Origin of the sequence: Crossiella sp. CA198 (assembly GCF_052078295.1) — a bacterium.
Taxonomy (GTDB): domain Bacteria; phylum Actinomycetota; class Actinomycetes; order Mycobacteriales; family Pseudonocardiaceae; genus Crossiella.
Genome location: NZ_JBQJIM010000010.1, coordinates 235,701 through 258,043 on the forward strand (window position 1 = coordinate 235,701; position 22,343 = coordinate 258,043).

The following is a 22,343-nucleotide window of genomic DNA, read 5'->3' on the forward strand; positions in this document are numbered from 1 at the left end:
CTGCCCGGCCACCGTGTCCGTGGGGCAGCCGGGGCTGTGATAGGTGTTGTCCCGGCGTGGACACGGTGAGGGGTGGCGGGGATGACCGGCGGCGAACCGTTCAAGCACGCGGTGCTGGAGGGCGTGCTCGAACGGATCACCTTCGCCAACGAGGACACCGGCTACACCGTGGCCAGGGTGGACACCGGGCGCGGCGCCAACGATCTGCTGACCGTGGTCGGCGCGCTGCTGGGCGCGCAACCCGGTGAATCACTGCGGATGCGCGGGCGGTGGGGCTCACATCCGCAGTACGGCAAGCAGTTCCACGTCGAGGACTACACGACGGTGCTGCCCGCGACCATCCAGGGCATCCGGCGCTACCTGGGTTCCGGGCTGATCAAGGGCATCGGACCAGTCCTAGCAGACCGGATCGTCACCCACTTCGGCGTGGACGCCCTGGACGTGATCGAGCAGACCCCGCAGCGGCTGATCGAGGTGCCCAAGCTGGGACCCAAGCGCACCAAGCTGATCGCCGCCGCCTGGGAGGAACAAAAGGCCATCAAGGAAGTGATGATCTTCCTGCAGGGGGTCGGCGTGTCGACCTCCCTCGCCGTGCGGATCTACAAGCAGTACGCGGAGAAGTCCATCGACGTGGTGCGCACCGAGCCCTACCGGCTGGCCACCGACGTGTGGGGGATCGGGTTCCGCACCGCCGACACCATCGCCAAGTCGGTCGGCATCCCGCACGACAGCCCACAACGGGTCAAGGCGGGCCTGCAGTTCACCCTGTCCGAGGCCACCGGCAACGGCAACTGCTTCCTGCCCGAACAAGAACTCATCAGCGAGGCGATCAAGATCCTCCAGGTGGACACCGGACTGGTGATCGACTGCCTGGCCGAACTCATCGCCGAGGAAGGCGTGGTCCGCGAACAGGTGCCGGGCGAGGACGCGGAAACTCCGGTTGGCGCGATCTACCTGGTTCCCTTCCACCGCGCGGAAATCAGCCTGGCCGCCTCGCTGCTGCGGCTGCTGCGCACCGGGGAGGACCGGATGCCGGAGTTCGCCGCGGTGGACTGGAGCAAGGCCCTGGACTGGTTGCGGCGGCAGAACAACACCGAACTGGCCGGGGCACAGGAAGAAGCGGTGAAGCTGGCGCTGACCGAGAAGGTCGCGGTGCTCACCGGCGGCCCCGGCTGCGGCAAGAGCTTCACCGTGCGCTCCATCGTCTCCCTGGCGCGGGCCAAGAACGCCAGGGTGGTCCTCGCCGCGCCGACCGGCCGCGCGGCCAAACGCCTCACCGAGCTGACCGGGCACCCGGCCGCGACCGTGCACCGCCTCCTGGAGCTGCGGCCCGGCGGTGACGCGGCCTACGATCGCGATCGCCCGCTGCCCGCGGATCTGGTCGTGGTGGATGAGGCGTCGATGCTGGATCTGTTGCTGGCCAACAAGTTGGTCAAGGCCATCGGGCCCGGCGCGCACCTGCTGCTGGTCGGCGATGTGGACCAGTTGCCGTCGGTGGGGGCGGGGGAGGTGCTGCGTGATCTCCTGGCCGCGGACAGCCCGATCCCGCATGTGCGGCTGACCCAGGTTTTCCGGCAGGCGCAACAATCCGGGGTGGTCACCAACGCGCACCGGATCAACGCGGGCGAACAGCCGATCACCGACGGCCTGGACGACTTCTTTCTGTTCCCGGTGGAGGAAGCCGAGGCGGCCGCCGAGTTGACCGTGGATGTGGTGGCGCGGCGGTTGCCGAAGAAGTTCGGGGTGAACCCGCGGCGGGATGTGCAGGTGCTGGCCCCGATGCACCGCGGTCCGGCGGGGGCGGGCGCGCTGAACCTGGTGCTGCAGGAGGCGTTGACGCCCAGCCGCCCGGAGGTGCCGGAACGGCGCTTCGGCGGGAGGGTGTTCCGGGTGGGGGACAAGGTGACCCAGATCCGCAACAACTACGACAAGGGCGCCAACGGCGTGTTCAACGGCACCCTGGGCGTGGTGGTCGCGCTGGACAACGATGAGCAGAAGCTGACCGTGCGCACCGATGAGGACGAGGACGTCGACTACGAGTTCGGCGAACTGGACGAGCTGACCCACGCCTACGCGGTGACCATCCACCGCAGCCAGGGCAGCGAGTACCCGGTGGTCGTGGTCCCGCTGACCACGAGTTCGTGGATGATGTTGCAGCGCAACCTGCTCTACACCGCGGTGACCCGGGCGAAGCGGATCGTGGTGCTGGTCGGCTCGCGGCGGGCGATCGGTCAGGTGGTGCGCACGGTCGGGGCCGGGCGCAGGCACACCGCACTGGCCTGGCGGCTGCGCGGATAGGCGTTGCGCGGCAACAGGATCGTGCGGGTCAGGACTGGTCCAGGGCTCGTTCGATCGCGCGGCGGGCCCTGCCCGCGGCCGCCTGGTCGTGCTGGAGCTGCATGGCCGCGTTCAACGCCAGCCCGGCGGCGATGATCTCGAACAGCGCCTGGTCGAGATCGAACCCGGCGGGCAACTCGCCGTTGTCCACCGCCGCGACCAGGTCCGCCCGCAGCTGGTCCCGCCAGCGCGACCACACCTCGGCCACCGCGTCGCGGACCCGGCCGGGGCGGCCGTCGTACTCGGTGAGCGCCGCGGTCATCAGACAGCCACCGGGCAGCAGCGGCGCTTCCAGATAGTCCACGGAGTTCGCGCACACCACGCGCAGCCGCGCCAGACCCGGCGGCTCGGCCAGCGCGGGCTCGACCACCCGGTGCCAGAAGTCCACGAACGCCTTGTCCAGGGTGGAGATCTGCAGTGTCTCCTTGGTGCCGAAGTGCTTGTGCACCCCGGACTTGCTCATCTCCAGCTCCTCGGCGAGCCTGCCGATGGTGATGCCGTCCAGGCCCTCCTCGGAGGCGATCTCGGCGGCCCGGTCGAGGATCCGGCCGCGGGTGGCCTGCGCTTCGACCGCTGAACGTCGTGGCGACATGTGACGAGGATAGCGTACGCGCGTTCGCTATTGATTTAGAGAACGCCCGTACGCTAACTTCCCCGGCAGTCACCGGAACGAGGGAGTGCGAGATGCGGGTGCGACGACTGGGCTGGGCCGGCGTGGAGATCGAGGCGGGCGGCGGGCGACTGGTGATCGACTACGTGCGGGACCTGTCACCGCTGTTCACCGGGTGGCAGCCCGGTGCGGGACTGGTCAGGCCGAGTGGGAAGGTCACTGCCGCGCTGCTCACCCACCTGCACCGCGATCACACCGACGCGGCCGCACTCGCCGACGTGCTGACCCCGGGCGCACCGGTACTGCGACCGGCGCCCGGCCACGGCGACGACCTGGATAACGTGACAACCCTGCCCGCCGAACGCGCACTGGCCCGGCACGAACTGGCCGCCGAGGTCGTGCCCGCCTGGTCCACCTGTGAGGTCGGGCCGTTCCGGGTCACCGCGGTCCCCGCCGTCGACGGGCTGGGCGACCCGCAGCTGAACTGGGTGGTGCAGGCCGACGGGCAGCGGGTCTTCCACGGCGGCGACACGATGTTCCACGGCTACTGGTGGCTCATCGCCCGCCGGTTCAGCCCGGTTGACGCGGTGTTCCTGCCCGCCAACGGCGCGGTGGTCGACGCGCCGCACCTCCAGCCGCCGAGCCCGCTGCCGGCCGCGATGGACCCCAGGCAGGCCGCCGCGGCCGCGGTGATCCTCGACGCCCGGCACGCGGTGCCGATGCACTACGAGGCCGAGCAACCGGACAAGATCCCCGGCTACGTCGAGGTCACCGACCCGGAGCGGGAGTTCCGTGCGCACGCCGGCGGGCGGGCACGTGTGCTGGCGGTCGGGGAATGGCTGGACCTGGCTGCCTGACCGGTTACGGGGTCAGGGCCAGCGGCAGGGTGGCTTTGGTGTGCTCGTCCTGGCGCCCGTCCACCGGGACCACCGGCACGCCCAGGCTCTGCGAGGCCCGCTGCGGACTCAGCCACAGCCCACCGGCGGCCACGCCGACCCTGGCGCGGGCCTGGGCGACCAGGTCGCCGCGGGCCGTGCGGGACAGCGTGTAGGAGGTGCAGGTGAACATCGCCTCCGGGGCGCAGCGGCCGAGCAGGGCCACCGCGTCGGCCGGGTCCTTGGGCACGAAGCAGGCCTGGCGCAGCCGGCCCACCGAGACGTCCCGCCAGGACTCGGTGACCCGGTGCCGGGCGGTGCCGTCGTGCGCGACCGGGCCGGAGACGACCTCCGGGTCGGCGCCGACGGCGACCAGGAGTTCCTGGTGCAGTTCCAGGGTGTCCAGGGCGGTCGCCGGATATCCGGCCTCGGCGAGGCGGCTCACCAGGCGGTGTGCGGCGCTGGCCACGGCCCGCCTGCTGCCTTCCTGGCCGCCGCCGCGGGCCAGTGCGGCCAGGGGGGCCTCGGCGGGGCGGTAGCGCAGGGACAGCCAGTGCACCCGGATCGGGGTGGCCGCGCCGGTGCTGGCCGGCAGTCCGGGCAGTGCCCACACCACCAGCTGGGCGCTGCTGAGCCGGATGTCGGAACGCTCGTAGACCTCTTGGAGCAGGCGGATCAGCGCGTCCGGCGTAGGGTGTGCCGCCGGTGCGATCCGCACCATCGTGCAGAAAGAGGCCGCTGCCTCAAGAGTTGCCACTCCTACCCTGTTGCCCGCCCGGTCCACCTGGGTATGCACGGACAGGTCCGGTAACAGGGCCCGCAGCGGGGTGGCCGCCTCGCGGGCGGCCAGCCGGGGCCTGCGGCGAAGGAAGCGCAGGTAGAGGGCTGCCCAGCGGTACGGCGGCAGGCCGCGGATCCGGAGCAGGGTAACGGCGAGGGCGAGGGTGGCGACGGTGATGGCGGCGATACTCACCGGTCCGAAGGGGACCGCGGTGGCCAGCACGGCCAGCGCCGCGATTTCCACCACGGCAATTGTGCCCGCGCCCAACGGCACCACCCGTCCCCGCCGACCGGTCGAGGGAACGCTCATCCGCATGCACCACCGAGAGTTTGGGAAAGCCTTGCGGCACAAGGATTCCGGCCAACGAACCACAGGAAGTGACAGTGGTGATCGATAGTATGGCCCAGCAGAGAATGGCGCGAGGGGGCAGCGGCGGTGTGGACACAGAAGGACCAGGTGCAGGCCTACCAGTTCCTGCGCAGGCGACTGGTGTCCGCGCTGGTGGCCGGGGACGCCAATCACCCGGTGTCGCCGGGCAGGCGGTTGCTGCTGGGCACGGTGCTCGGACTGGCGGTGGCGCTGCTGGTCACCGCGGTGTTCGGGATCATCGGCGTGCTCAGCCCCGCCCGTGCCGCGGAGTGGAAACAGGGCGGCCAGGTGATCGTGGAGAAGGAGACCGGCGCCCGGTTCGTGCTGGGTGAGGGCGATGTCCTGCACCCGGTGCTCAACTTCGCCTCGGCCCGGCTGCTCTCCGGGGGCAACGGGGATCGCACCGTGACCGTGCCCGCCAAGACCCTGGCGGATCTGCCGCGCGGGGTCACCGTGGGCATCCCGGGCGCGCCGGACTCGTTGCCGGAGCCGGGGCGGCTGCTGAGCGGGCCGTGGACGACCTGCTCGCGTGGCTCGGCCGATCTGCCCGCGAACGTGGAACCGGGGTCGAGTGTCTCCATCGGAGGATCGCCGGGCGGCCGGGAACTCGGTGCGGGACAAGGACTTCTGGTGCGACTGGGCAGCGGGGAGCGATTCCTGCTGACCGGCGGGCACCGGTTCAAGCTGGCCGATGACCGGGCCGCGGCGGCGCTGGGTTATGAGGCGGTGCAGGCGTTGCCGGTGGCGCGCAACTGGCTGAACACGGTACCGGTCGGCCGGGATCTGGCGGTGGTGGCGGTGCGGCAGGCCGGTACGCCGGGGCCGCGACTGGGCACTGTGGACACCCGGGTCGGGCAGGTGCTGCGGGCCGAGAGCGTCGCGGACGGCTTCTACCTGGTGCGCGCCGATGGCGTGTCGCCGGTGAGTGAGACCGAGGCGCGGCTGGCGCTGGCCGCGCCGGGCAATGCCGCGGCCTATCCGGACCGGCGGAGCCGGGTGCTGGCGGTGCCCGCCGCCGAACTGGCCGAGGCGCCGCGGGCGGAGACCCCGGCCGAGCGGGAACCGACCGGCTATCCGTTGCGGCGGCCGGAACCGGTCTCCCTCGGCGGATTGCCGCGGACGGTGTGCGCGACCGATTTCGCGGCCACCGGAGCGAAACTGACCTACGGCGGCACCTCGACCGAACAGTCCACTGTGGACGAACGGGGCCGGGTGGCGGATGTGGCGCGGGTGCCCGGTGGCGCCGGCGCCCTGGTGGCCGACCAGCCCGCGCCGGGGGCCTCCTCCGGCGCGGTGTTCCTGGTGACCGATGCGGGCTGGAAATTTCCGATCACAGGTGGGGAATCGGTGCAGGCGCTGGGATATGGGGCGGTGGCGCGGCAACCCGTGCCGGCGAGTGTGCTGGCGTTGTTCCGGACCGGCCCTGTCCTCGACCGCGCCAGGGCGCAGGAGGTGATGGCACGGTGAACAGGGAGCCGATCAGGGTCGGGGTGATCGAGGATCACCCGCTGTACCGGGCCGCGGTGGCCAGGGTGCTGGCCGATGCCCCCGATATCGAGGTGGACGGCATCGCCGAGTCGGTGGCCCAGTTCGCCGCCCGGCGCACCGGATCGGGCTCGGTGGTGGTGCTGGACCTGAAGTTGCCGGGCGTGCGCGACGCGGCCGCGGTGATGGAGGTCGTCGGCATGGGCCACCGGGTCCTGGTGGTCTCGGCGCACGCCGGGCAGTCGGAGGTGCTGGGCGCGATCGCGGCCGGGGCCAGGGGATATCTGTCCAAGGACAGCGACGGGGACGAGATTCTGCGGGCGGTGCGGGAGATCGCGGCCGGGAACAGTTACGTCTCGCCGATCCTGGCCTCCTACGTGCTGAATGCCTCCCGCGATCGCAACAACGGTCCGGTGATCGAGTTGTCGGTGCGGGAACGTCAGGTGCTGGCGTTGCTGGCCGCGGGGGAGCGGGATCAGGACATCGCCGAGGCGATGGCGATCAGCGTGCGCACCGTACGGTCCTACCTGGACCGGATCCGGGACAAGACCGGGTGCAGGCGGCGGCCGGAGCTGACCCGGTACGCGATCGAGGAAGGACTGGCGCACAGCACGCCGACGGACTGGGCGGGCCGTAGCTGATGGCGCCCGCCGTCGGGATCTCGACCTACCTGTCCGGACTGATGCTCAGCGGGATGCACACGGTGGCCGCGCCGCCGGAGGACCGGGTCGAGCAGGTCGTCGACCCGGCCGGGATGTCCGGCGCGGAGCGGATGTGGCTGATGGTGGGCTCCTACTGCCGGACGCCGGTGGAGAGCGTGCTGACCCGCTCGGCCCGCTACGTGCTCCTGGTGGCGGTGCTCGCCCGCCTCGTCGGGTTGCCGCTGCTGGGCGCGATCGTGCTGGTGCGTCAAGGCGTTGCCGCCGCGTGGCCGGTCGCGGTGTTCACGGTGCTGGCGCTCGGGCTGAACCTGGCCGTGGCGGTGCGGTTCGTGGTCCACAGCGGCATGCGCAAGGAAGCCGTGCACGCGGCGCTGTGGGCCGACCTGGCGCTGGGGATGAGCGCGGTGCTCGGCGTGTGGCTGCTGAGCACCGGAGCGGTGTTCCTGGACGCGATCACCGTGGTGGGCGCCTACTTCCTGGGACTGGTGTTCCTGTGGACGGTGCTGCGCGGGGTGGTGTTCGGGGCCGCGGTGGCGGTGCTCGGCGCGATGCTGTTGCTGCCACCGGGGGAGTGGGCCCTGGCCGCCGGTTGGGCGGTGGACTTCCTCCTGGCGGTGGTGGTGGGCGCCTGCCTGCTGTTCTACGTCGGGCTCGCGGTGCGGCTGGCCATCTCGGTCGGCATCATCCGCGGCCGGGACGCCGAACGGGTACGCGGGGCCCGGCAGATCCACGACACCGTGCTGCAGGCACTGGAAGTCATGGCCATGGCCACCCCGGCCGACACCACCCGGACGGCCGAGACGCTGTCCGAGCTGCGGCAGCTGGCCCGGCGGGAGGCGGCCCGGTTACGGCGCACCCTGGAACGGCCAGGGGTGGGCGCGGCGGCGGTGCGGTTGAGCGAGGACCTGGCCGAACTGGTGGCCGATATGGCCGGGGACGGGCTGCGGGCCCGGCTGGTGCTCTCGGAGATCAACGACTCGCTGACCCAGGTGCGGCGGGCCGCGATCCGGGACGCCACCAGGGAAGCACTGCGGAACTCGGTCAAACACGGTGGCGGCGAGGTCGTGGTGCGAGTGGAGGAACGGGATGGCGGGATCGCGGTGACCACCCGGGACTACGGCACCGGGTTCAGCCCGGCGGACCGGCCCGCCGGGTTCGGCATCCGGGAGTCGATCACCGCGCGGCTGGGTGAGGTCGGCGGCACGGCCACGGTCGACTCGCGGCCCTCCGGCGGCACCCGGGTGACCTTGTGGGTGCCGCGATGAGCCGCCGCCTGGCCGGACTGGTGGCGGTGTGTTCGTTGTGCGCCTTCGGGTTCGCGCCGGTCGCGGTGGCCCAGCAGTGCGCGGCCCCGGCCGGGAACTACACCGGTCCGGTCAACTGGGCGCAGCGCCTGGTCGGGGCGGAGCGGGTGTGGCCGCTGACCGACGGGGCCGGACAGCGGATCGCGGTGGTCGCGCCCGGCGGGGTGGAGGCGGCCGGACAGCTCGCCGGGCGGGTGCGGGAAGCCCAGAGCGACTGCGACGGGCGGGGCACCTTCGCGGCCGGGATCATCGCCGCGCCAACGGATCCGGGCACCACCTTCGCCGGGATCGCGCCGGGCAGCCAAGTACTGTCCGTGCGGGTCCCCCAGGGCGATCCGGACTCCCTGGCCGCCGGGATCACCCGGGCCGTGGAAGGCGGGGCGACCGTGATCGCGGTGGTGAGCCCCTCGGCCAGTGGCAGCGGCGCACTGTCCGCGGCGGTGCGCAACGCGTTGTCCCGCAACGTGGTCGTGGTGGCCTCGGCGGCGGGAGACAAGCCGGGCACCCGCACCTACCCCGGTGCGCTGCCAGGAGTCCTGGCCGTCGGCGGGATCGACGCGAACGGATCACCGGTGTCGGCGGAATCCGGCGAACACCTGTCCCTGGCCGCGCCAGGGGCCGACCTGGTGAGCGTGTCCGCCGGTGGACGCGGGCATCGCTGGGGCGTGGGCGCGCCCGCGTTCGCGGTGGCCTATGTGGCCGGGGCGGCGGCGCTGGTGCGCGGCTACCGGACGGACCTGACCGCCGAACAGGTGCGGACCCGGTTGCTGGTCACCGCCGGTGGCGCGGGCGGGGCACACGATCCGCTACTGGGCTGGGGTGTCCTGGACGCGTACTCGGCGGTGACCGCGGAACTGCCCGAGGGCATCGCGGCACCGGTGGTGGGGGAGCGGCCCAGCGCCGGACCCACACCGACCGTGGTTATCGCGGCCGGACCCCCAGAACCGCCCAGGCAGGACCGGCTGGCCGGGGCCCTGGCCGTGCTCGGGGTGCTGGCGGCCGGGGTCGCGGTGGTGGCCACCGCGGCGGCGCGACGCGGACGGGCGCGCGGCTGGCGAATTGGTTAGCGGCCACCGCGCCGGTGCCGGAGGATGGCCCGATGCGGTGGGACGAACAGGCCAGGACGGCCGTGGAGACAGCGCTCAACGAAGCCGACGTGCTCGGTCTGCGGATCGGGCCCTCGGCGCAGTGGTGTGAGCTGCTGCTGCACGTGCTCGCCCTGCCGGAAACCGGCCCGATCGACCCCGACGCCCGGCGGATCCTGCGCCTGAACGCGCCCGCGCGAGTGCGGGTGCTGCTGCGGAAATCCTTGCCGGACGGGGGTTTCGGGCCGGTGCTGCCCCTGGTCGACCTGGCCGCGGTGGAGGAGTTCTTCGCCGGGCTCACCTGGTCGGGACAGATGTACGGGTGGCGGTTCCTGGACGAGCCGTCACTCACCGAGGACTGGCCCGCCGAACCCAGCCTCACCGTCCACTGTGGACCCGGCACCGGTCCGCGTGAGCTGTACTGGTTCAACGAATGCGGACGCGCCGACGGCGCCTACTGCATCGAGGGCACGGTGACCTTCGAGGACCTGACCGTGCTGCGCGCCGACGGCACCCCGGTGCCGATCGAGGAGTTCACCGCCGACGGCCGCCGCTACTGGCAGGCCCTCAACAGCAGGGACGAACGGCTCAGCGACGCGGCCCAGCGGGTGGCGCAGACCGGAACCCCCGGCTGGCGGCCGTACGCGCGGGTCAGCGCGGATCGCGGGTGAACAGATCGAGGATCAGCTTGCGGTACTGATCGGCGTGATGGCGGTCCTGGCGCAGGTAGTTCTCCCGCGCCGTGGTCACGTTGGTGCCGGTGCGATCGATCTCCTCCGCCGCCTCGCCGAGGGTCCCGGCCAGGCGGTTGCGGGTCGCGGTGTGCGCCTGGGCGGCCTGGCCGGACTCGGGGATCTGGCCGAAGGCGTCAGCCGGTAGCGGGGCCGAGGTCAGGTTTCCGCGCAGGGTGCGCAGCTCGGCCGCGCCGGAGTGCAGGGTCCGGGCCAGTGGGCCGAGGGTGCCGCCGCTGGCGTGGAAGGACTGCCCGGTGCCACCCCGCGCCGGTGCCGGAGCGGCTGGCCGGGCGGGTGCGGGCGCTGGTGCGGGAGCCGGTTCGTGCTGCTGGACCGGCTGGACCGGGGTGCCGGTGACCAGGCCGGAGGCGGTGCGGGCCCGGTCGAGGTACCGCTGGTAGTCGCCGTTGGTGAAGGTCGACCAGGCCCCGAAATTGGTGCCGTTGCCCGAGATCGCGAAGGCGTTGGTCGCATTCGTGGCCGGATCCAGGTTGGCCACCCGGTCCCGCTGGGTCTGCTCCAGGGCGGTGCCGCGGCCGGGGTTGAGCGAGCGGATCTGCCACAACCCCACCGACGGGCCCCAGGTCGCGTTCTGCAGGGTGAGGTCGCCCTGGGCCCCTGGACGGCCGCTGGACTCGGCCAGCGCGACCGCGACCGCGGTGTTGAGCCGGTCGCCGCGGAACCCGGCGTCGTAGGCGTGCTGGGCGATCTGCTGGTCGGTGAGGCGGTCGTTGAGGGGGTTGGTCATCGCCGGCGCCTCCTAGTAGCGGAAGGACGAGGGTGGTTCGGGACGGTTCTCGGGTTCCTCGCCGATCACCTGCGGGGTGATCACCGAGGATTCGCCCCACACGTCCTCGGTTTCGACCAGCCACGGCGGGATCCGGCGGCCACCGCCCATATCGCCGCCCTGCCCACCGCCCATCGGCATCATGGGCATCATGGGCATGCCGCCTGCCATGCCCTGCGCCGCACCGGCCGCCGCGCCCATCGCACCGGCGATCCCACGCGCGGCCGCGGCGGCGCCGACCGCCCCGGCGAGTCCGGCCGCCGCTTGCGGCCCCTGGCCACCGGCCCCGGCGACCTTGCCGAGTCCGCCACCGCCGCCACCGCCGAGCTTGCCCAGACCCGCGGCGAGGCCGGCGCCGCCCGCTGCCGCGCCCGCGCCGAGCTTGGCCGCCTCCGCACCCGCGCCGGGTGCGGGGAGACCGGTCTGCGGATCGGGTTTCCTCGCCCAGTCCGGGATTTTGGGCAGTGTCCCGGCGAACCGGCCGGCCGCCGCGGCCGAGGCCGCCGCCAGCCCGGCGGTGAACATGCCGCCGAACAACGGCGGCCGGGACTGCGTCGCGCCCGAACCGGGATGATCGGCGCCGGGAGTCCCGGACGGGACCTGACCGGCGGGGGAGTCGGGGATGGACGCCTGGGCGACCCGGTAGCGGTTCGCGAGGTCCTCCATGATCAGCACCGCCCGCGCGTGACTGGCGTTGGCCACCTGCGCCGCCTGCTGCTGCTGACGCACCGCCGCGACCGCCTCGGCCTGCTGGGTGGCGACCCTGGCGGCGAGTTCGGGGGAGGTGCCGGGACCGAGCTGGATCGGCGTGCCGGCCAGGCGCAGGGTCGCCGCGGAGACCTCGGGGACCTCGGTGGGCGGCGGCATGGTGGCCTGGGCGCGGATGAGCGCCTCGGCCGAATCGTGCGCCAGGTTGCGCATGGCGTGCGCGGCCTCGGCGGTGCGGCGCAGTCCGGCGGCCAGGTCGGTGATCATCGCCTGGTATTGCTCGGCGGCGCCACCACGCCACTGGTGCCGGAACCGGCTGAGCTGCTGTTCCAGGTTGCCCGCCTGCTCGTGCAGCCGGGAACCCACCGCGTCCCAGGAGTCCGCGGCCGCGCGCATGGTCTTGGGCTGCCCGGCGTGCAGCATGTCGTAGAGCTGACGATGGCTGTAGCGGGCGAAGTCGGTCGCGCTGACGATCTCCACGGGTCTCACATCCTCCCGGGATCGGTGCGCGGATCGTTGATATGCAACACGTTGCCCAGGTTCAGCAGCGACTGCCCGGCCTGCTGGTCGAGCCTGCGGTAGGCCTCGGCGATGGTGTGCGTGACGTCCTCGGCGAAGTCGATGGCCTGCCCGGCCCGGCCCAGCAACGCGTGCATCTCCTCCGCCGCGGCCAGATGCTGGGTGCCCAGGGTGCTGGCCTCGGTGAACGCGCCTAGCTGGACCTCGCGCTCGGCCAGGCCGCCCAGGTGCGCCAGCGGCTGGGACATGCCGGTGAGCTGGGTGCCCAGCTCGCGGGCGAAGTCCACCAGCGACGCCAGGTGCACGGCGAAGGAGTTGTTCTCGGTGCTCACCCCTGCCCCCTTCGATTGCTGTTGGTTCTCACGCGGGCCGCCAACCCGGTCCAGGGTGAAGTTTCCGGGTCTACCCTGGACCGGGGCCGACGGCAGGCGGGGGTATCAGCCGCCGGGGAACAGGTTGGCGTTCGTGCGCTCCATGGCCATCTGGTCGGTCATGGCCTTGCCGGTGTTGGCGGAGAAGTTGCGGATCACCGCGACCATCTCGCCGATCGCGGCCCGCAGGTCGTTCTCGGCCTGCTGCGCCTGCGCGCCCGCGGCACTGCCGGACTGGTACCAGGTGTTGCGCAGGTAGGCGAGGGAGCCGTCCAGCTCGTGCATGTGCCGTTCCAGCGCGTTGGCGCGGTTGCTGAGCGACTCCGAGCTGTTGGCGAGCTGGCTGAAGTTGACGGAGACGACATCTCCGCCGTTGCCCTGGGAATGCATTGGCGTCTCTCCCTCTCCGGGTTCAGGCCCCGCCGGCGAGGCGGTTGAAGACGGATCCGGCCGCGCTGTTGGCCGCGGCGCCCGCCACCTTGTTGATGTCGTCGGTGGCGTTGCTGTCACCGGTGTTGTAGTTCCGGCTCACGTCGGTCATCAGGCTGGACATCCGGTCCAGGGCGCCGGTGGCCTTGGCCATCTTCTCCTGCAGCGTGGTGTGCAGCTGCTGGAAGGCCGCGGCCTGGTTGCCCTGGTAGCTGTTGCTCAGCGCCCAGCCGAGGTCGCTCTGCAGACCCGACATGGTGGATTTGGTGGCGGTGGCGGACTGGTGGAAGCCGCTGATCGCCTTGGTCATCGCGGCGGCATCTGCCTCAAAGCCGGGACCGGCCATGGGCGAACCACCTCCTCTCATTCACCGGGGTGTTTCCTGGTTTCGAGCCTAGGTCCGACGATGTTGCCGCCCAACGGCACAAGTGCCGGTTGCGCTGCCGGTACTTGTACCCACAGAGATCAACTTCCGGGTGTCCAGGCGACCTGGACGAGCTGGTTTCCGTTGCGCCGTGAGACAAGCTGGCCCCGTCCCGGCGGTTGCGGGGAACTGCGGACATCGCCGAGCAGCACGCCTTCGTCGCGGGAGCCGGACATGATCAGGCCAGGGGAGCCGAGTTCCTTGATACGCATCAGCACTGGGTCATAGATGCCGCGGGCCGCGCCACCGCTGCCCCTGGCGAGCACGACGTGCAGGCCGATATCCCTGGCCTGGGGCAGGAATTCGACCAGTTGCAGCAGCGGGTGCCCGACGCCGCCCTGGGTGGCGACGAGTTCGTAGTCGTCGATGAGCACGAACAGTTCGGGGCCGCTCCACCAGTCGCGGCGGCGCAGCTGGTCGGGGGTGACCTCGGGGCCGGGCAGGCGGGCCCGCATGGCCTGGGTGACCTCGGTGAGCAGTCCTTCGAGGACCGGCGCGCTGCCGGCGTAGCCGAGGAGGTGGTCGCCGTGGACGGCGCCGAGCAGGCCGCGGCGGTAGTCCACGACCAGGATCGCGGCCTCTTGCGGGGTGTAGCGGGCCATGATGCCGTCGGCGATGGTGCGCAGCAGCCCCGATTTGCCGCCTTCGACGTCGCTGAAGGCCAGGAAGTGCGGTTCGGTCTGGAAGTCCAGGAACACTGGTTTGAGGTCGGCTTCGGCGATGCCGAACGGGATCTGCTTACCCGGGTGCGCCGCCACATCGGGCAGTTCGCTGGCCGGGAATTCGTGGGGGAGCAGCCGGACCCTGGGCGCGGGGTCGCCGGTCCAGGCGGCGGTGATCTGTTTGACCAGGTCGCCGGTGCCCGCGGTGGTGGAGTCGGCGGTCTGCACGCCGTCGATGCGGGGGAGGGCGCCGAGGAAGTGCAGTTTGTCCGGGGTGAGGCCACGGCCCGGTGCGTCGGCTGGGACGTTCTGGGCGGCGCGGCGGTCGATGGCGGAGTCGCCGGGGTCGCCGAGGCGGAGTTCGTAGCGGGTGCTGATGGAGTCGCGCAGCGGTGGCCGCACGGCCATCCAGTAGTTGGCGGCGATGGCCACGTGGATGCCGAAGCCGAGGCCGCGGGCGGCCAGCCGGGTGATCGCCTCTTCCAGGTGTTCGTACTCCTCGCGCACGGTGGTCCAGCCGTCCACGACCAGGAACACGTCGCCGAACTCCCGGTCGCCGAGTTCGCTTTCCCGGATCTCCTGGCGGCGCTGGCGGAAGGTGGCCATCGAGTCGACCGCGTGCTGGGCGAAGAGGGCTTCGCGCTGGGCCAGGAGGGTGCTGAGTTCGGCGACCAGGCGGCGGCAGGAGTCGGCGTCGCGGCGGACCGCGTAGCCGCTGACGTGCGGTAGTCCGGCGACCGGGCCGAGGGCGCCGCCGCCCATGTCCAGGAGGAAGAACTGGACTTCGGCGGGGGTGTGGGTGAGGGCGAGCACGCCGAGCAGGCTGCGCAGGAAGGTGCTCTTGCCGCTTTGCGGCGCCCCGACCAGCAGCACGTGCCCGCCCGCACCGGCCAGGTCGGCCCACATGAGGTCGCGGCGCTGTTCGAAGGGTTTGTCCACAATGGCCAGTGGCACGGTGAGTTTCCCGTTGCCGCCCCAGCCGATTGGAGACAGTCCGCGTTCGGGATCCTCGCCCAGCGGCGGCAGCAGGTGGTCCAGAGTCGGCGGTTCGTCCAGCGGGGGCAACCAGATCTGGTGCGCGGCCGGGCCCTTGCCGACCAGGCGGTCGACCATCGCACCCATGATCGTCTCCCCGGTGGCGGCCTGCACCACCGCGGCGGTCTCGGCGTGGGCCGGTTCGACGATCTCCACCCGGTCCAGGGAGTAGAACAGCACCTGGCGGCCCGGGGCGGTGCTGGTGCCGCTGTCGCTGATCTCTCGCGGTGGCAGGTCGCCGGAGACGTAGGCGGCCTTGAACCGTTGCAGTGTCTCGGTGTCGCTTTTGAGGTAGGCCGAGCCGGGGATCGCGGGCAGGTGGTAGGCATCGGGCACGCCGAGCACGGTGCGGCTTTCCGCCGCGGAGAAGGTGCGCAGGCCGATCCGGTAGGACAGGTGCGCTTCCAGCCCGCGCAACCGGCCTTCCTCCAGGCGTTGCGAGGCAAGGAGCAGGTGTACGGCGAGGCTGCGGCCGAGGCGGCCGATCATGACGAACAGGTCGACGAACTCCGGGCGGCTGGAGAGCAGTTCGCTGAACTCGTCGATGATCAGCAGCAGTGAGGGCAGTGGGGCCAGGGGCGCGCCGTTCTCGCGGGCGCGTTCGTAGTCCCGGACCGAGGCGAAGTTTCCGGCCGCGCGCAGCAGTTCCTGGCGGCGCAGCATTTCCCCGTTGAGCGCGTCGGCCATCCGGTCGACCAGGGTGAGGTCGTCGGAGAGGTTGGTGATCACCGCGCAGGTGTGCGGCAGCCCGGTCATACCGGCGAAGGTCGCCCCGCCCTTGAAGTCGATCAGCGCCAGGTTCAGGGTTTCCGAGGAGTGCGTGACCGCCAGGCCGGTGACCAGGGTGCGCAGCAGTTCGCTCTTGCCGGACCCGGTCGCGCCGACCACCAGGCCGTGCGGTCCCATGCCGTTCTCGGCGGACTCCTTGAGGTCCAGCTCGATCGGCCTGCCCTCCGGATCCAGTCCCAGGGGCAGGCGCAGGCGTTCGCGTGGGGTGCGCGGCCGCCAGGTGACCGCCGGGTCGACGTCGCGCGGATCGCCGAGGCCGAGCAGTCCGGCCAGGCCGAAGGAGGTGTTGACCGGTGCTTCGGCGGTGACGGCCACGCCCTGGAAGCGCGGGGTCAGCGCGCGGGCGAGGGCTTCGGCGGCGGCGATGTCCAGTACGTCGGGCTCACCGAGGTAGGCGACCCTAGCCTCCGAGCCCTCGCCGGTGACCATGCCCATCCGCTGCGGCGAGACGTGCAACCGCAGGCTTTCGGTGCCGGGGGTGTCCAGGGGCACCTCGTGACTGACATCCAGCACTGTCACCCCGTGCTGCCCACCGGCGGGAGCCAGTCGCGGATCGCCGAAGGTCCGTCCGCCGTCGACGATGAGCAGAATGTGCGGCTGCTCGAAACCCATCCCGGCCCGTTTGGTGAACGGCGCCCGGTCCCCGAGATCCTTGCCCAGCAGATCAGCGAGGGTGGTGAGATCGCCTGCGACCAGGCGGGCCGGGCCGACCGCGTCCGCGGCGGTGGCGTCCTGGGCGTGCGGCAGCCACTTCACCCACTCCCACTCACCGCGCCGGTCCGCGGCCACGCACACCGCGATCCGCAGGTCGGCGGGGGAGTGGAACACCACCGCCTGGGCCAGCACCGCCCGCGCCAGATCCAGCACCACCGGTCGCTGCCCGCTGATGCCGATCCGGGCGAAGGAGCGCAGCGACACCGACACCGGCAGGTCGGGCACGGTGGAGTAGGCGCGGATGAAATGCCGCAGCGAGGTCGAGGACACCGGGTCCAGCTCCTCCAGGGGCACGGTCTGCGGCGCGCGCAACGGCGTGGCCAGCCGCTGCGGTCCGCGCCCGGCCCGCAACTGCCCGAACTCCGGCTCCGAGCGCCGCCGCTCCCACAACCGGTCCCCGGCGGCGAACGTCCAGAGATCTCCAGGTTCGGGATGGGCCTCGACCAGGTAGGCCCGCTGCGCACCGGCCACCTCGCGGACCTGCTTGCGCAGATTGGCCAGGTACTGCTGGTAGTCCCGCCGCTCCTCGTTGATCTTGGCCTTGTTCTGTGAGCGCCCCTGAGCCAGGGACATCACGATCATGCCGATCATCACCACGACGAACAGACCGCCGAAGACATAGGTCATCACGCCGCCGCCGCGTCCGATGTAGACGAAGGACATGGCGCCCATGCCCAGCATCATCGGCAGCATGAACAGCAGGCCCATCATGCCCTGGTTGCCGCCCTTGGCCAGCATGGGCGGGGACTGCAGGGTGATCTCCCCGGCCGCGGGCTCGGGCAGGCGTCGACTCTTCCGCGCGGTCTGCACGCACCCGATTCTGGTCACTTCGGCCGTCGCGGTGGTGGGTACTTTTGCCGTCTGTGCGCAGGCCCTGCCGAACTTAGGCTCACCACGGAGAACGTGACCGGCAGACGTGGGAGGGTGAGATGGCCGTGAGCCTGCCTGGGTTCGACGCCAGCCCCGAGGAGATGCGGTCCGTGGCGGGCAACCTCAGCGGCATCATCATGCAGGCGGCCAACACCGTCAGCGCGCTGCGCTCGATGAAGGTGAACCCCTCGGACTTCTCCACCCTCGGCGCCGCTGTGGCCGCGATGAACGCCAAGCTGGAGGCCAGTCAGGTCAGCTCGCTGAACACGCTGCTGTCGTTGTTGCAGGAGTTCAACGACAACGTGCGCAAGGTCGCGGACACCTATCAGGATCAGGACCGGCGGATCGCCGACGCCTACGCGGGCCGGCAGACGGAACTGGCCGCGGTGTCCTCCACCCTGTGGAGTTCTCCGAGTGCTGAGAGGCTGGCCGCCGCCGCGACCGGTGCCAGCCTCTCGGCCACCGCGCAACCCGGCTCGGTGGACAACGTCCTGGGCTACCTGCGTTCCGCCGGCATCGGCGATCAGCAGCAGCGCAGCTTCGCCGACGCGGTCGCCTTCGCCCGCTGGCTGGACGCCGGACCGGCGAACCAGCAGGCCACCGGCGTGATCGGGGTGTACGCGGGACTGGCCCGCGACCTCGGCGACGTGCCGGGCGGGGTCCGCTCCGGGGACATCGTGGTGCTGGCCTTCGACCGCGGCCCGGACCCGGTGATCGCCGTGGCCGGCGACCGCGGGCAGCTCTACAACCACGGCCTGGTGCAGCCCAGTTTCAGCGGACTCGCCGACACCAGGGTGTACCGCCCGATCTCGGCGTCCTGAACCCGGCACCGGCGAAGCAGAGGAGATCCGCGTGACCGCGATGACTTTTCCCGTCAGCGCCGCCATGGACGCCACGGCCACCGGCGGCGGGCCGGGCACCTTCCTCAACTGGATCATCAACGGCAACCCGAGCCAGATCCTCAAGCAGGTCACCGATCTGCTGGCCAAGGCCAACGAGTTCGCCCAGCTCTACGACCAGCTCAAGCAGGCAGGCGAGCAGTTGCGCAAGGTCTGGCGCGGCCCGGCCTCCGGCGCGGCCAGCAAGAAGATCACCACCCTGCTGGACTCCTTCACCAAGATCATCTCGGTGGTGAAGGAGGTCGCACAGAAACTCGGCCTGGCCGCCTCGATCATCCAGAAGGCCCAGCTGGCCTTCAAGAGCATCGTCGCCGCGATCAACCCCACGGTGTCCGGACTGATGTCCAACCCGTGGACCTACGCCGCCGCGGTCGCGCTGTCCACCGCCACCAGCGGCGCGTTGAAGGGTTTCCTGGCCGCGCTCGGCGCGCTGCTGAAGTCCCTCGGTGCGGTGGAACTGGCCGCGAAACTGACCACCATGGCCGAGGTCATCGGCCACCTGGAGAAACTGGTCGGCCTGGTCACCGGCAAGGACCCCGGCACCGGCGCGGGCTCCGGCCCCGGCGGCCAGCAGGTTCCAGCCCCGGCCGGACAACAGCCGACCACCTTGCCGGCCAAGGACTTCACCGGCTACCAGCCGCCCGCCCTCGGCGCCACGCCGCCGGGCAACGGGCAGAACATGTGGATCCCGGTCGACCCGGCCGCGCCCGCACCGGCCCCCGGAACTCCCGCCCCGAGTGGCCCCCCTGCCCCCGCCCCGTCCGTCCCCAGCGGTCACGGCGCGGGCGGCGGGGTGAGCGTCACGGTCACCACCGGCGAAGGCAGCGCCACGGTGACCGCGCCCTCGGGGCGGGACACCATCGTCAACGCCACCGTCGGCAACACACCGATCAAGGTCGCCATCGACGGCGACGGTGACGGCAAGGTGTCGGCGTGACCACCCAGCTGGTCAGCCCGGTCTCGGCGGTCCTGGCCGGCTACGCCGCCGCGCTGCGCCAGTTCCAGGTCATCGTCACCGGCAACCCGGCCGCCCTGGAAGCCGAGGCCGCCCGCCTGCTCGGCCTGGCCGATCGACTCTCCACAGTGGCCAGTGCGACCCTGGAGGCCGCGCGCAAGGCCAATAGCGGCTGGCGCGGCCCGGCCTACGCCGCCTTCCTCGCCCTCGTCGAACGCTGGAGCGTGGCCGTGCGGCTGGGCGCCGAACAGGAGCTGCGCCAGCAGGCCGACCGGCTGCGCTCAGCCGCGACCGCGCTGCGCAAGGCCCGCACCGCCATGGACAAGGTGGTCGCCGACTTCACCGAACGCGGCCGCAACGTCGAACGGCTCTCGGTCTCCGCGGCCATCCACGGCGGCGACTACCGGCCCTATCTGGTGCACGCCAACGCCATGGGCGAGGTCGCGGTGCTGGCCGCCCGCAAGATCGTGGCCCAGCTCGGCGCCGAACTCACCGGCCTGTTCCCACACCACGGCCCGGCCTCGCCGCGCACCCCGTTCCAGCGCCTGGTCGACTACATCGGCAACGAGATGGCCTACAACGGCCGCTCCCAGACCACCGCCGGCCTGCACCGGCTGAACAACCCCGGCTGGGGCGCGCTGCTGGAGCCCCTGGACTCCGCCCGCAACAAGGCACACGCCCTCGGCCTGTTCACCTGGCTGGTCCGGCCCGGCGGCCCGTGGGACCACAAGGGCGAGATCCGGCAGCTGATGGGCATGAACCGGCAGACCGGGTTTCTCACCTCGGTCGACGGCACCAACCTGCAGATCCGGCACGACTTCTGGTCCAACCTGCACTACGGCTACGTCGGCACCGCGGCCGGGTTCAACTCCTTCGAGCTGCACCAGGGCGCCAACGCCGCCGACCTGGCCAGCGGGCACTGGACCGACCCGGCCGACCAGTACGCGGTGGAGATGGGCATCCAGCTCTTCGGCCAGGTCCCGCCCGACCAGCTCACCCCCGAGGTGATCCGCCAGTACATCACCGACCCGACCCGGCTGAACGAGCTGCGCCAGCGCGGTTCGGTCACCCAGTAACACTCCACTAAGGACGGTCACATGCAGCCCGATCCCTTCGCCGCCTTCGATCGCGGCGACACCCCCCAGGTCGACGACCTGCTCGAACGGGTCCGCCGTCAGCAGGAGGAGATCGAGCGGATCCAGCGCAACGTGGAGTCCATGCTGGTGCAGGGCCGCTCCCAGCGGGACGAGGTCAGCGTCACCGTGCAGGGCACCGGCAGGCTCACCGAGGTCACCATCGACCCCAGGGTGCTGCGCCAGGGCGATGCCAGGGCACTGGGGGAGTTCGTGGTGGAGGCGGTCAACGACGGGCTGCGCAAGGTCGCCGAGGCCAGCACCGCCCGGTTCGCGCCGGTGATCGAATCGGCCTCCCGCTCGGAGAACTTCCAGTTCTGACCAGCCCGGCTCTGACAGGGACGACACGCATGACGTCGACGGCACGGCGGGTCACCGTGGTGACCCCGCGCGCCCGGATGGACCTGGCGCTGCCCATGGCCAGCACGGTCGCCGAACTCCTGCCCCAGCTGGTCCGCCTGGCCGGAGCCCAGGACCATCCCACCGGACCCGGTCCGGGCTGGGGCCTGTCCCGGCTGGGCGAAGCCGCGCTCGCCCCCGGTCTCACCGTGGCCGCCGCGGCCGTGCGCGACGGCGAGGTGCTCTACCTCAGCCCGCGCGAACGCTATGAGACCCCGCTGCTCTTCGACGACGTCGTGGACGCCATCGCCAGCTCCGCCACCGCCCACTCCGGCGCCTGGCAGCCCACCGTGGGCCGCACCCTGGGCCTGTCCGCGGCCGCGATCCTGTTCACCGCGGCCACCCTGCTGGCCACCGCCGCCCTGGCCGGGAACTTCTTCGCCCCCATCGTCACCGGCGTGCTCGCGGTGGCCCTGCTGCTCATCGGCGCCGCCCTCACCCGGGCCTACGCCGACGAGCGCGCGGGCAGCGCCTGCACCGCCACCGGCGCCACCGCGGCCCTCCTAGCGGGGATGACCGCGCTGCCACCGCACAACCCACTGCCGCTGCGGGCGGACTCCCTGGCCCTGGGCCTGGCCGCGCTGACCCTCCATGCCGCCATCGCCGCCGTGCTCCTGGCGCACCGCCTGGCCTGGTTCGGCGCCCTGGCCACCGCCGCCGCCCTCGGCGCGCTCACCGCCGCCACGGTGCTGCTCTTCGACCTGGACCCGGTGCACGCCGCCGCGGTCGCCCTGCCCGTGGCCACCGCGCTGGGCGCCGCCGCCCCCATGATCGCGTTGCGCTTCGCCCGGCTCCCGCTGCCCACCGTGCCCGCCGACATGAAATCCTTCCGCGCCGACGAGAAACCCGCCCTCGGCCCCGACGTGCTGGGCCAGACCACCGCCGCCGAAGAGATCCTCACCGGGCTGCTCGCCGCCTTCGGCGCGCTCGTGCTCGGCAGCGCGGTAGTGCTGACCCAGTCGCCGTCGATGTGGCCCGCGCTGCTGGTCGGCGTCACCGGCCTGGCCTGGATCCTGCGCTCCCGCGGCTACGCCGGCACCCTGCAACGCATCGTCGTAGTAGCCGCGGGCCTGGGCGCGCTCGGCGTGCTGGGCGTCTGGCTCGGCCACGCCCTGCCCACCCCGTGGCTGCTGGCCACCGCAGCCGTGCTCGCCGTCGCCGGGGGAGTCTCGGTCAGCTACGCCGGCCGCGTCGTCCGCGGCAAGCACTCCCCGCAGGGCGCCCGCCTGCTCGACGCCCTCGAATACACCCTGCTCATCTCGGTGGTCCCCCTGGCAGGCGCGGTCCTGGGCGTCTACAACGCCATCCGCGACGCCGTGAGCTGACCCAGCCCCACCCCTGGCAAAAGTCCTTCCGCAGTGGCAAAAATCTTCATGCTCCCGATAACTTCAGTGTCGAGTGAAATTA

20 protein-coding genes are annotated in these 22,343 nt (G+C 71.8%); 12 read left to right on the forward strand and 8 right to left on the reverse strand.

What is annotated here, in order from left to right; translation table 11 throughout:
* Window positions 1-81 precede the first annotated feature (81 nt).
* Entirely contained in the window at window positions 82-2,298 is a 2,217-nt protein-coding gene (gene recD2 / locus ACTOWY_RS18790; protein WP_441310940.1) for an SF1B family DNA helicase RecD2, read from the forward strand.
* Between the two features lie 28 nt (window positions 2,299-2,326).
* Here the strand turns inward: recD2 and ACTOWY_RS18795 are convergent, their stop codons facing one another.
* Window positions 2,327-2,929 (reverse strand): TetR/AcrR family transcriptional regulator, encoded by a 603-nt coding sequence (locus ACTOWY_RS18795; protein ID WP_441310941.1) that lies wholly within the window; start codon window positions 2,927-2,929, stop codon window positions 2,327-2,329.
* A gap of 92 nt (window positions 2,930-3,021) precedes the next feature.
* On the opposite strand from ACTOWY_RS18795, the gene ACTOWY_RS18800 reads away from it, so the two are divergent.
* Window positions 3,022-3,804: an MBL fold metallo-hydrolase gene (locus ACTOWY_RS18800; RefSeq protein ID WP_441310942.1), complete on the forward strand. Its 783-nt coding sequence runs from the start codon at window positions 3,022-3,024 to the stop codon at window positions 3,802-3,804.
* 4 nt (window positions 3,805-3,808) lie between these two features.
* On the opposite strand, the gene ACTOWY_RS18805 is transcribed toward ACTOWY_RS18800, so the two are convergent.
* Complete coding sequence (locus ACTOWY_RS18805; RefSeq protein ID WP_441310943.1) at window positions 3,809-4,912, reverse strand: type VII secretion protein EccE; 1,104 nt, start codon at window positions 4,910-4,912, stop codon at window positions 3,809-3,811.
* 126 nt (window positions 4,913-5,038) lie between these two features.
* Between ACTOWY_RS18805 and eccB the strand changes: the two genes are divergently transcribed.
* The 5 genes from eccB to ACTOWY_RS18830 are packed head-to-tail and all read left to right on the forward strand — an operon-like array spanning window position 5,039 to window position 10,179.
* Complete coding sequence (gene eccB / locus ACTOWY_RS18810) at window positions 5,039-6,439, forward strand: type VII secretion protein EccB (protein WP_441310944.1); 1,401 nt, start codon at window positions 5,039-5,041, stop codon at window positions 6,437-6,439.
* A complete protein-coding gene (locus ACTOWY_RS18815) occupies window positions 6,436-7,098 on the forward strand; it encodes a LuxR C-terminal-related transcriptional regulator (protein WP_185004862.1) in 663 nt (220 codons plus the stop codon). The genes eccB and ACTOWY_RS18815 overlap by 4 nt, the downstream gene beginning before the upstream one ends.
* Window positions 7,098-8,384 carry a sensor histidine kinase gene (locus ACTOWY_RS18820; RefSeq protein ID WP_441310945.1) on the forward strand — a complete coding sequence of 429 codons (1,287 nt, stop codon included), beginning with the start codon at window positions 7,098-7,100 and terminating at the stop codon, window positions 8,382-8,384. The genes ACTOWY_RS18815 and ACTOWY_RS18820 overlap by 1 nt, the downstream gene beginning before the upstream one ends.
* Window positions 8,381-9,490 (forward strand): S8 family serine peptidase, encoded by a 1,110-nt coding sequence (locus tag ACTOWY_RS18825; protein WP_441310946.1) that lies wholly within the window; start codon window positions 8,381-8,383, stop codon window positions 9,488-9,490. Before ACTOWY_RS18820 ends, ACTOWY_RS18825 begins: the two co-directional genes overlap by 4 nt.
* Before the next feature lie 32 nt (window positions 9,491-9,522).
* Entirely contained in the window at window positions 9,523-10,179 is a 657-nt protein-coding gene (locus tag ACTOWY_RS18830) for a hypothetical protein (RefSeq protein WP_441310947.1), read from the forward strand.
* Here ACTOWY_RS18830 and ACTOWY_RS18835 read toward each other — a convergent pair.
* From ACTOWY_RS18835 to eccCa, 6 genes are all read right to left on the reverse strand, one after another.
* Entirely contained in the window at window positions 10,160-10,990 is an 831-nt protein-coding gene (locus ACTOWY_RS18835) for a hypothetical protein (RefSeq protein ID WP_441310948.1), read from the reverse strand. The genes ACTOWY_RS18830 and ACTOWY_RS18835 overlap by 20 nt on opposite strands.
* Before the next feature lie 12 nt (window positions 10,991-11,002).
* Complete coding sequence (locus tag ACTOWY_RS18840; RefSeq protein ID WP_441310949.1) at window positions 11,003-12,217, reverse strand: WXG100 family type VII secretion target; 1,215 nt, start codon at window positions 12,215-12,217, stop codon at window positions 11,003-11,005.
* A gap of 5 nt (window positions 12,218-12,222) precedes the next feature.
* On the reverse strand, window positions 12,223-12,588 hold the full coding sequence (locus ACTOWY_RS18845) for a hypothetical protein (RefSeq protein WP_441310950.1): 366 nt from the start codon (window positions 12,586-12,588) through the stop codon (window positions 12,223-12,225).
* Window positions 12,589-12,693: 105 nt separating this feature from the next.
* A complete protein-coding gene (locus ACTOWY_RS18850) occupies window positions 12,694-13,017 on the reverse strand; it encodes a hypothetical protein (RefSeq protein WP_441310951.1) in 324 nt (107 codons plus the stop codon).
* A 22-nt stretch (window positions 13,018-13,039) separates the two neighbouring features.
* On the reverse strand, window positions 13,040-13,402 hold the full coding sequence (locus ACTOWY_RS18855; protein ID WP_441310952.1) for a WXG100 family type VII secretion target: 363 nt from the start codon (window positions 13,400-13,402) through the stop codon (window positions 13,040-13,042).
* A gap of 119 nt (window positions 13,403-13,521) precedes the next feature.
* Window positions 13,522-17,490, reverse strand: coding sequence for a type VII secretion protein EccCa (gene eccCa / locus ACTOWY_RS18860; RefSeq protein WP_441310953.1), 3,969 nt, complete (start codon window positions 17,488-17,490; stop codon window positions 13,522-13,524).
* 125 nt (window positions 17,491-17,615) lie between these two features.
* Between eccCa and ACTOWY_RS18865 the strand changes: the two genes are divergently transcribed.
* Genes ACTOWY_RS18865 through eccD form a run of 5 tightly spaced genes read left to right on the forward strand, consistent with a single transcriptional unit; the run spans window position 17,616 to window position 22,261 of the window.
* A complete protein-coding gene (locus tag ACTOWY_RS18865; protein WP_441310954.1) occupies window positions 17,616-18,371 on the forward strand; it encodes a WXG100 family type VII secretion target in 756 nt (251 codons plus the stop codon).
* A 40-nt stretch (window positions 18,372-18,411) separates the two neighbouring features.
* Entirely contained in the window at window positions 18,412-19,386 is a 975-nt protein-coding gene (locus tag ACTOWY_RS18870) for a WXG100 family type VII secretion target (RefSeq protein WP_441311010.1), read from the forward strand.
* Window positions 19,383-20,480, forward strand: coding sequence for a polymorphic toxin type 44 domain-containing protein (locus ACTOWY_RS18875; protein WP_441310955.1), 1,098 nt, complete (start codon window positions 19,383-19,385; stop codon window positions 20,478-20,480). The genes ACTOWY_RS18870 and ACTOWY_RS18875 overlap by 4 nt, the downstream gene beginning before the upstream one ends.
* A 21-nt stretch (window positions 20,481-20,501) precedes the next feature.
* On the forward strand, window positions 20,502-20,858 hold the full coding sequence (locus ACTOWY_RS18880; RefSeq protein WP_247757126.1) for a YbaB/EbfC family nucleoid-associated protein: 357 nt from the start codon (window positions 20,502-20,504) through the stop codon (window positions 20,856-20,858).
* 29 nt (window positions 20,859-20,887) lie between these two features.
* Entirely contained in the window at window positions 20,888-22,261 is a 1,374-nt protein-coding gene (eccD, locus tag ACTOWY_RS18885) for a type VII secretion integral membrane protein EccD (protein ID WP_441310956.1), read from the forward strand.
* The last annotated feature ends 82 nt before the right edge of the window (window positions 22,262-22,343 follow it).

What these genes read in the sequence shown, in the direction of transcription:
- eccD (WP_441310956.1), top strand. Translation starts at nt 20,888, where the DNA reads ATGACGTCGACGGCACGGCGGGTCACCGTGGTGACCCCGCGCGCCCGG.
- ACTOWY_RS18805 (WP_441310943.1), bottom strand. Translation starts at nt 4,912, where the DNA reads ATGAGCGTTCCCTCGACCGGTCGGCGGGGACGGGTGGTGCCGTTGGGC.
- ACTOWY_RS18835 (WP_441310948.1), bottom strand. Translation starts at nt 10,990, where the DNA reads ATGACCAACCCCCTCAACGACCGCCTCACCGACCAGCAGATCGCCCAG.
- ACTOWY_RS18830 (WP_441310947.1), top strand. Translation starts at nt 9,523, where the DNA reads ATGCGGTGGGACGAACAGGCCAGGACGGCCGTGGAGACAGCGCTCAAC.
- ACTOWY_RS18820 (WP_441310945.1), top strand. Translation starts at nt 7,098, where the DNA reads ATGGCGCCCGCCGTCGGGATCTCGACCTACCTGTCCGGACTGATGCTC.
- ACTOWY_RS18850 (WP_441310951.1), bottom strand. Translation starts at nt 13,017, where the DNA reads ATGCATTCCCAGGGCAACGGCGGAGATGTCGTCTCCGTCAACTTCAGC.
- ACTOWY_RS18800 (WP_441310942.1), top strand. Translation starts at nt 3,022, where the DNA reads ATGCGGGTGCGACGACTGGGCTGGGCCGGCGTGGAGATCGAGGCGGGC.
- recD2 (WP_441310940.1), top strand. Translation starts at nt 82, where the DNA reads ATGACCGGCGGCGAACCGTTCAAGCACGCGGTGCTGGAGGGCGTGCTC.
- ACTOWY_RS18870 (WP_441311010.1), top strand. Translation starts at nt 18,412, where the DNA reads ATGACTTTTCCCGTCAGCGCCGCCATGGACGCCACGGCCACCGGCGGC.
- ACTOWY_RS18880 (WP_247757126.1), top strand. Translation starts at nt 20,502, where the DNA reads ATGCAGCCCGATCCCTTCGCCGCCTTCGATCGCGGCGACACCCCCCAG.
- ACTOWY_RS18855 (WP_441310952.1), bottom strand. Translation starts at nt 13,402, where the DNA reads ATGGCCGGTCCCGGCTTTGAGGCAGATGCCGCCGCGATGACCAAGGCG.
- ACTOWY_RS18825 (WP_441310946.1), top strand. Translation starts at nt 8,381, where the DNA reads ATGAGCCGCCGCCTGGCCGGACTGGTGGCGGTGTGTTCGTTGTGCGCC.
- ACTOWY_RS18795 (WP_441310941.1), bottom strand. Translation starts at nt 2,929, where the DNA reads ATGTCGCCACGACGTTCAGCGGTCGAAGCGCAGGCCACCCGCGGCCGG.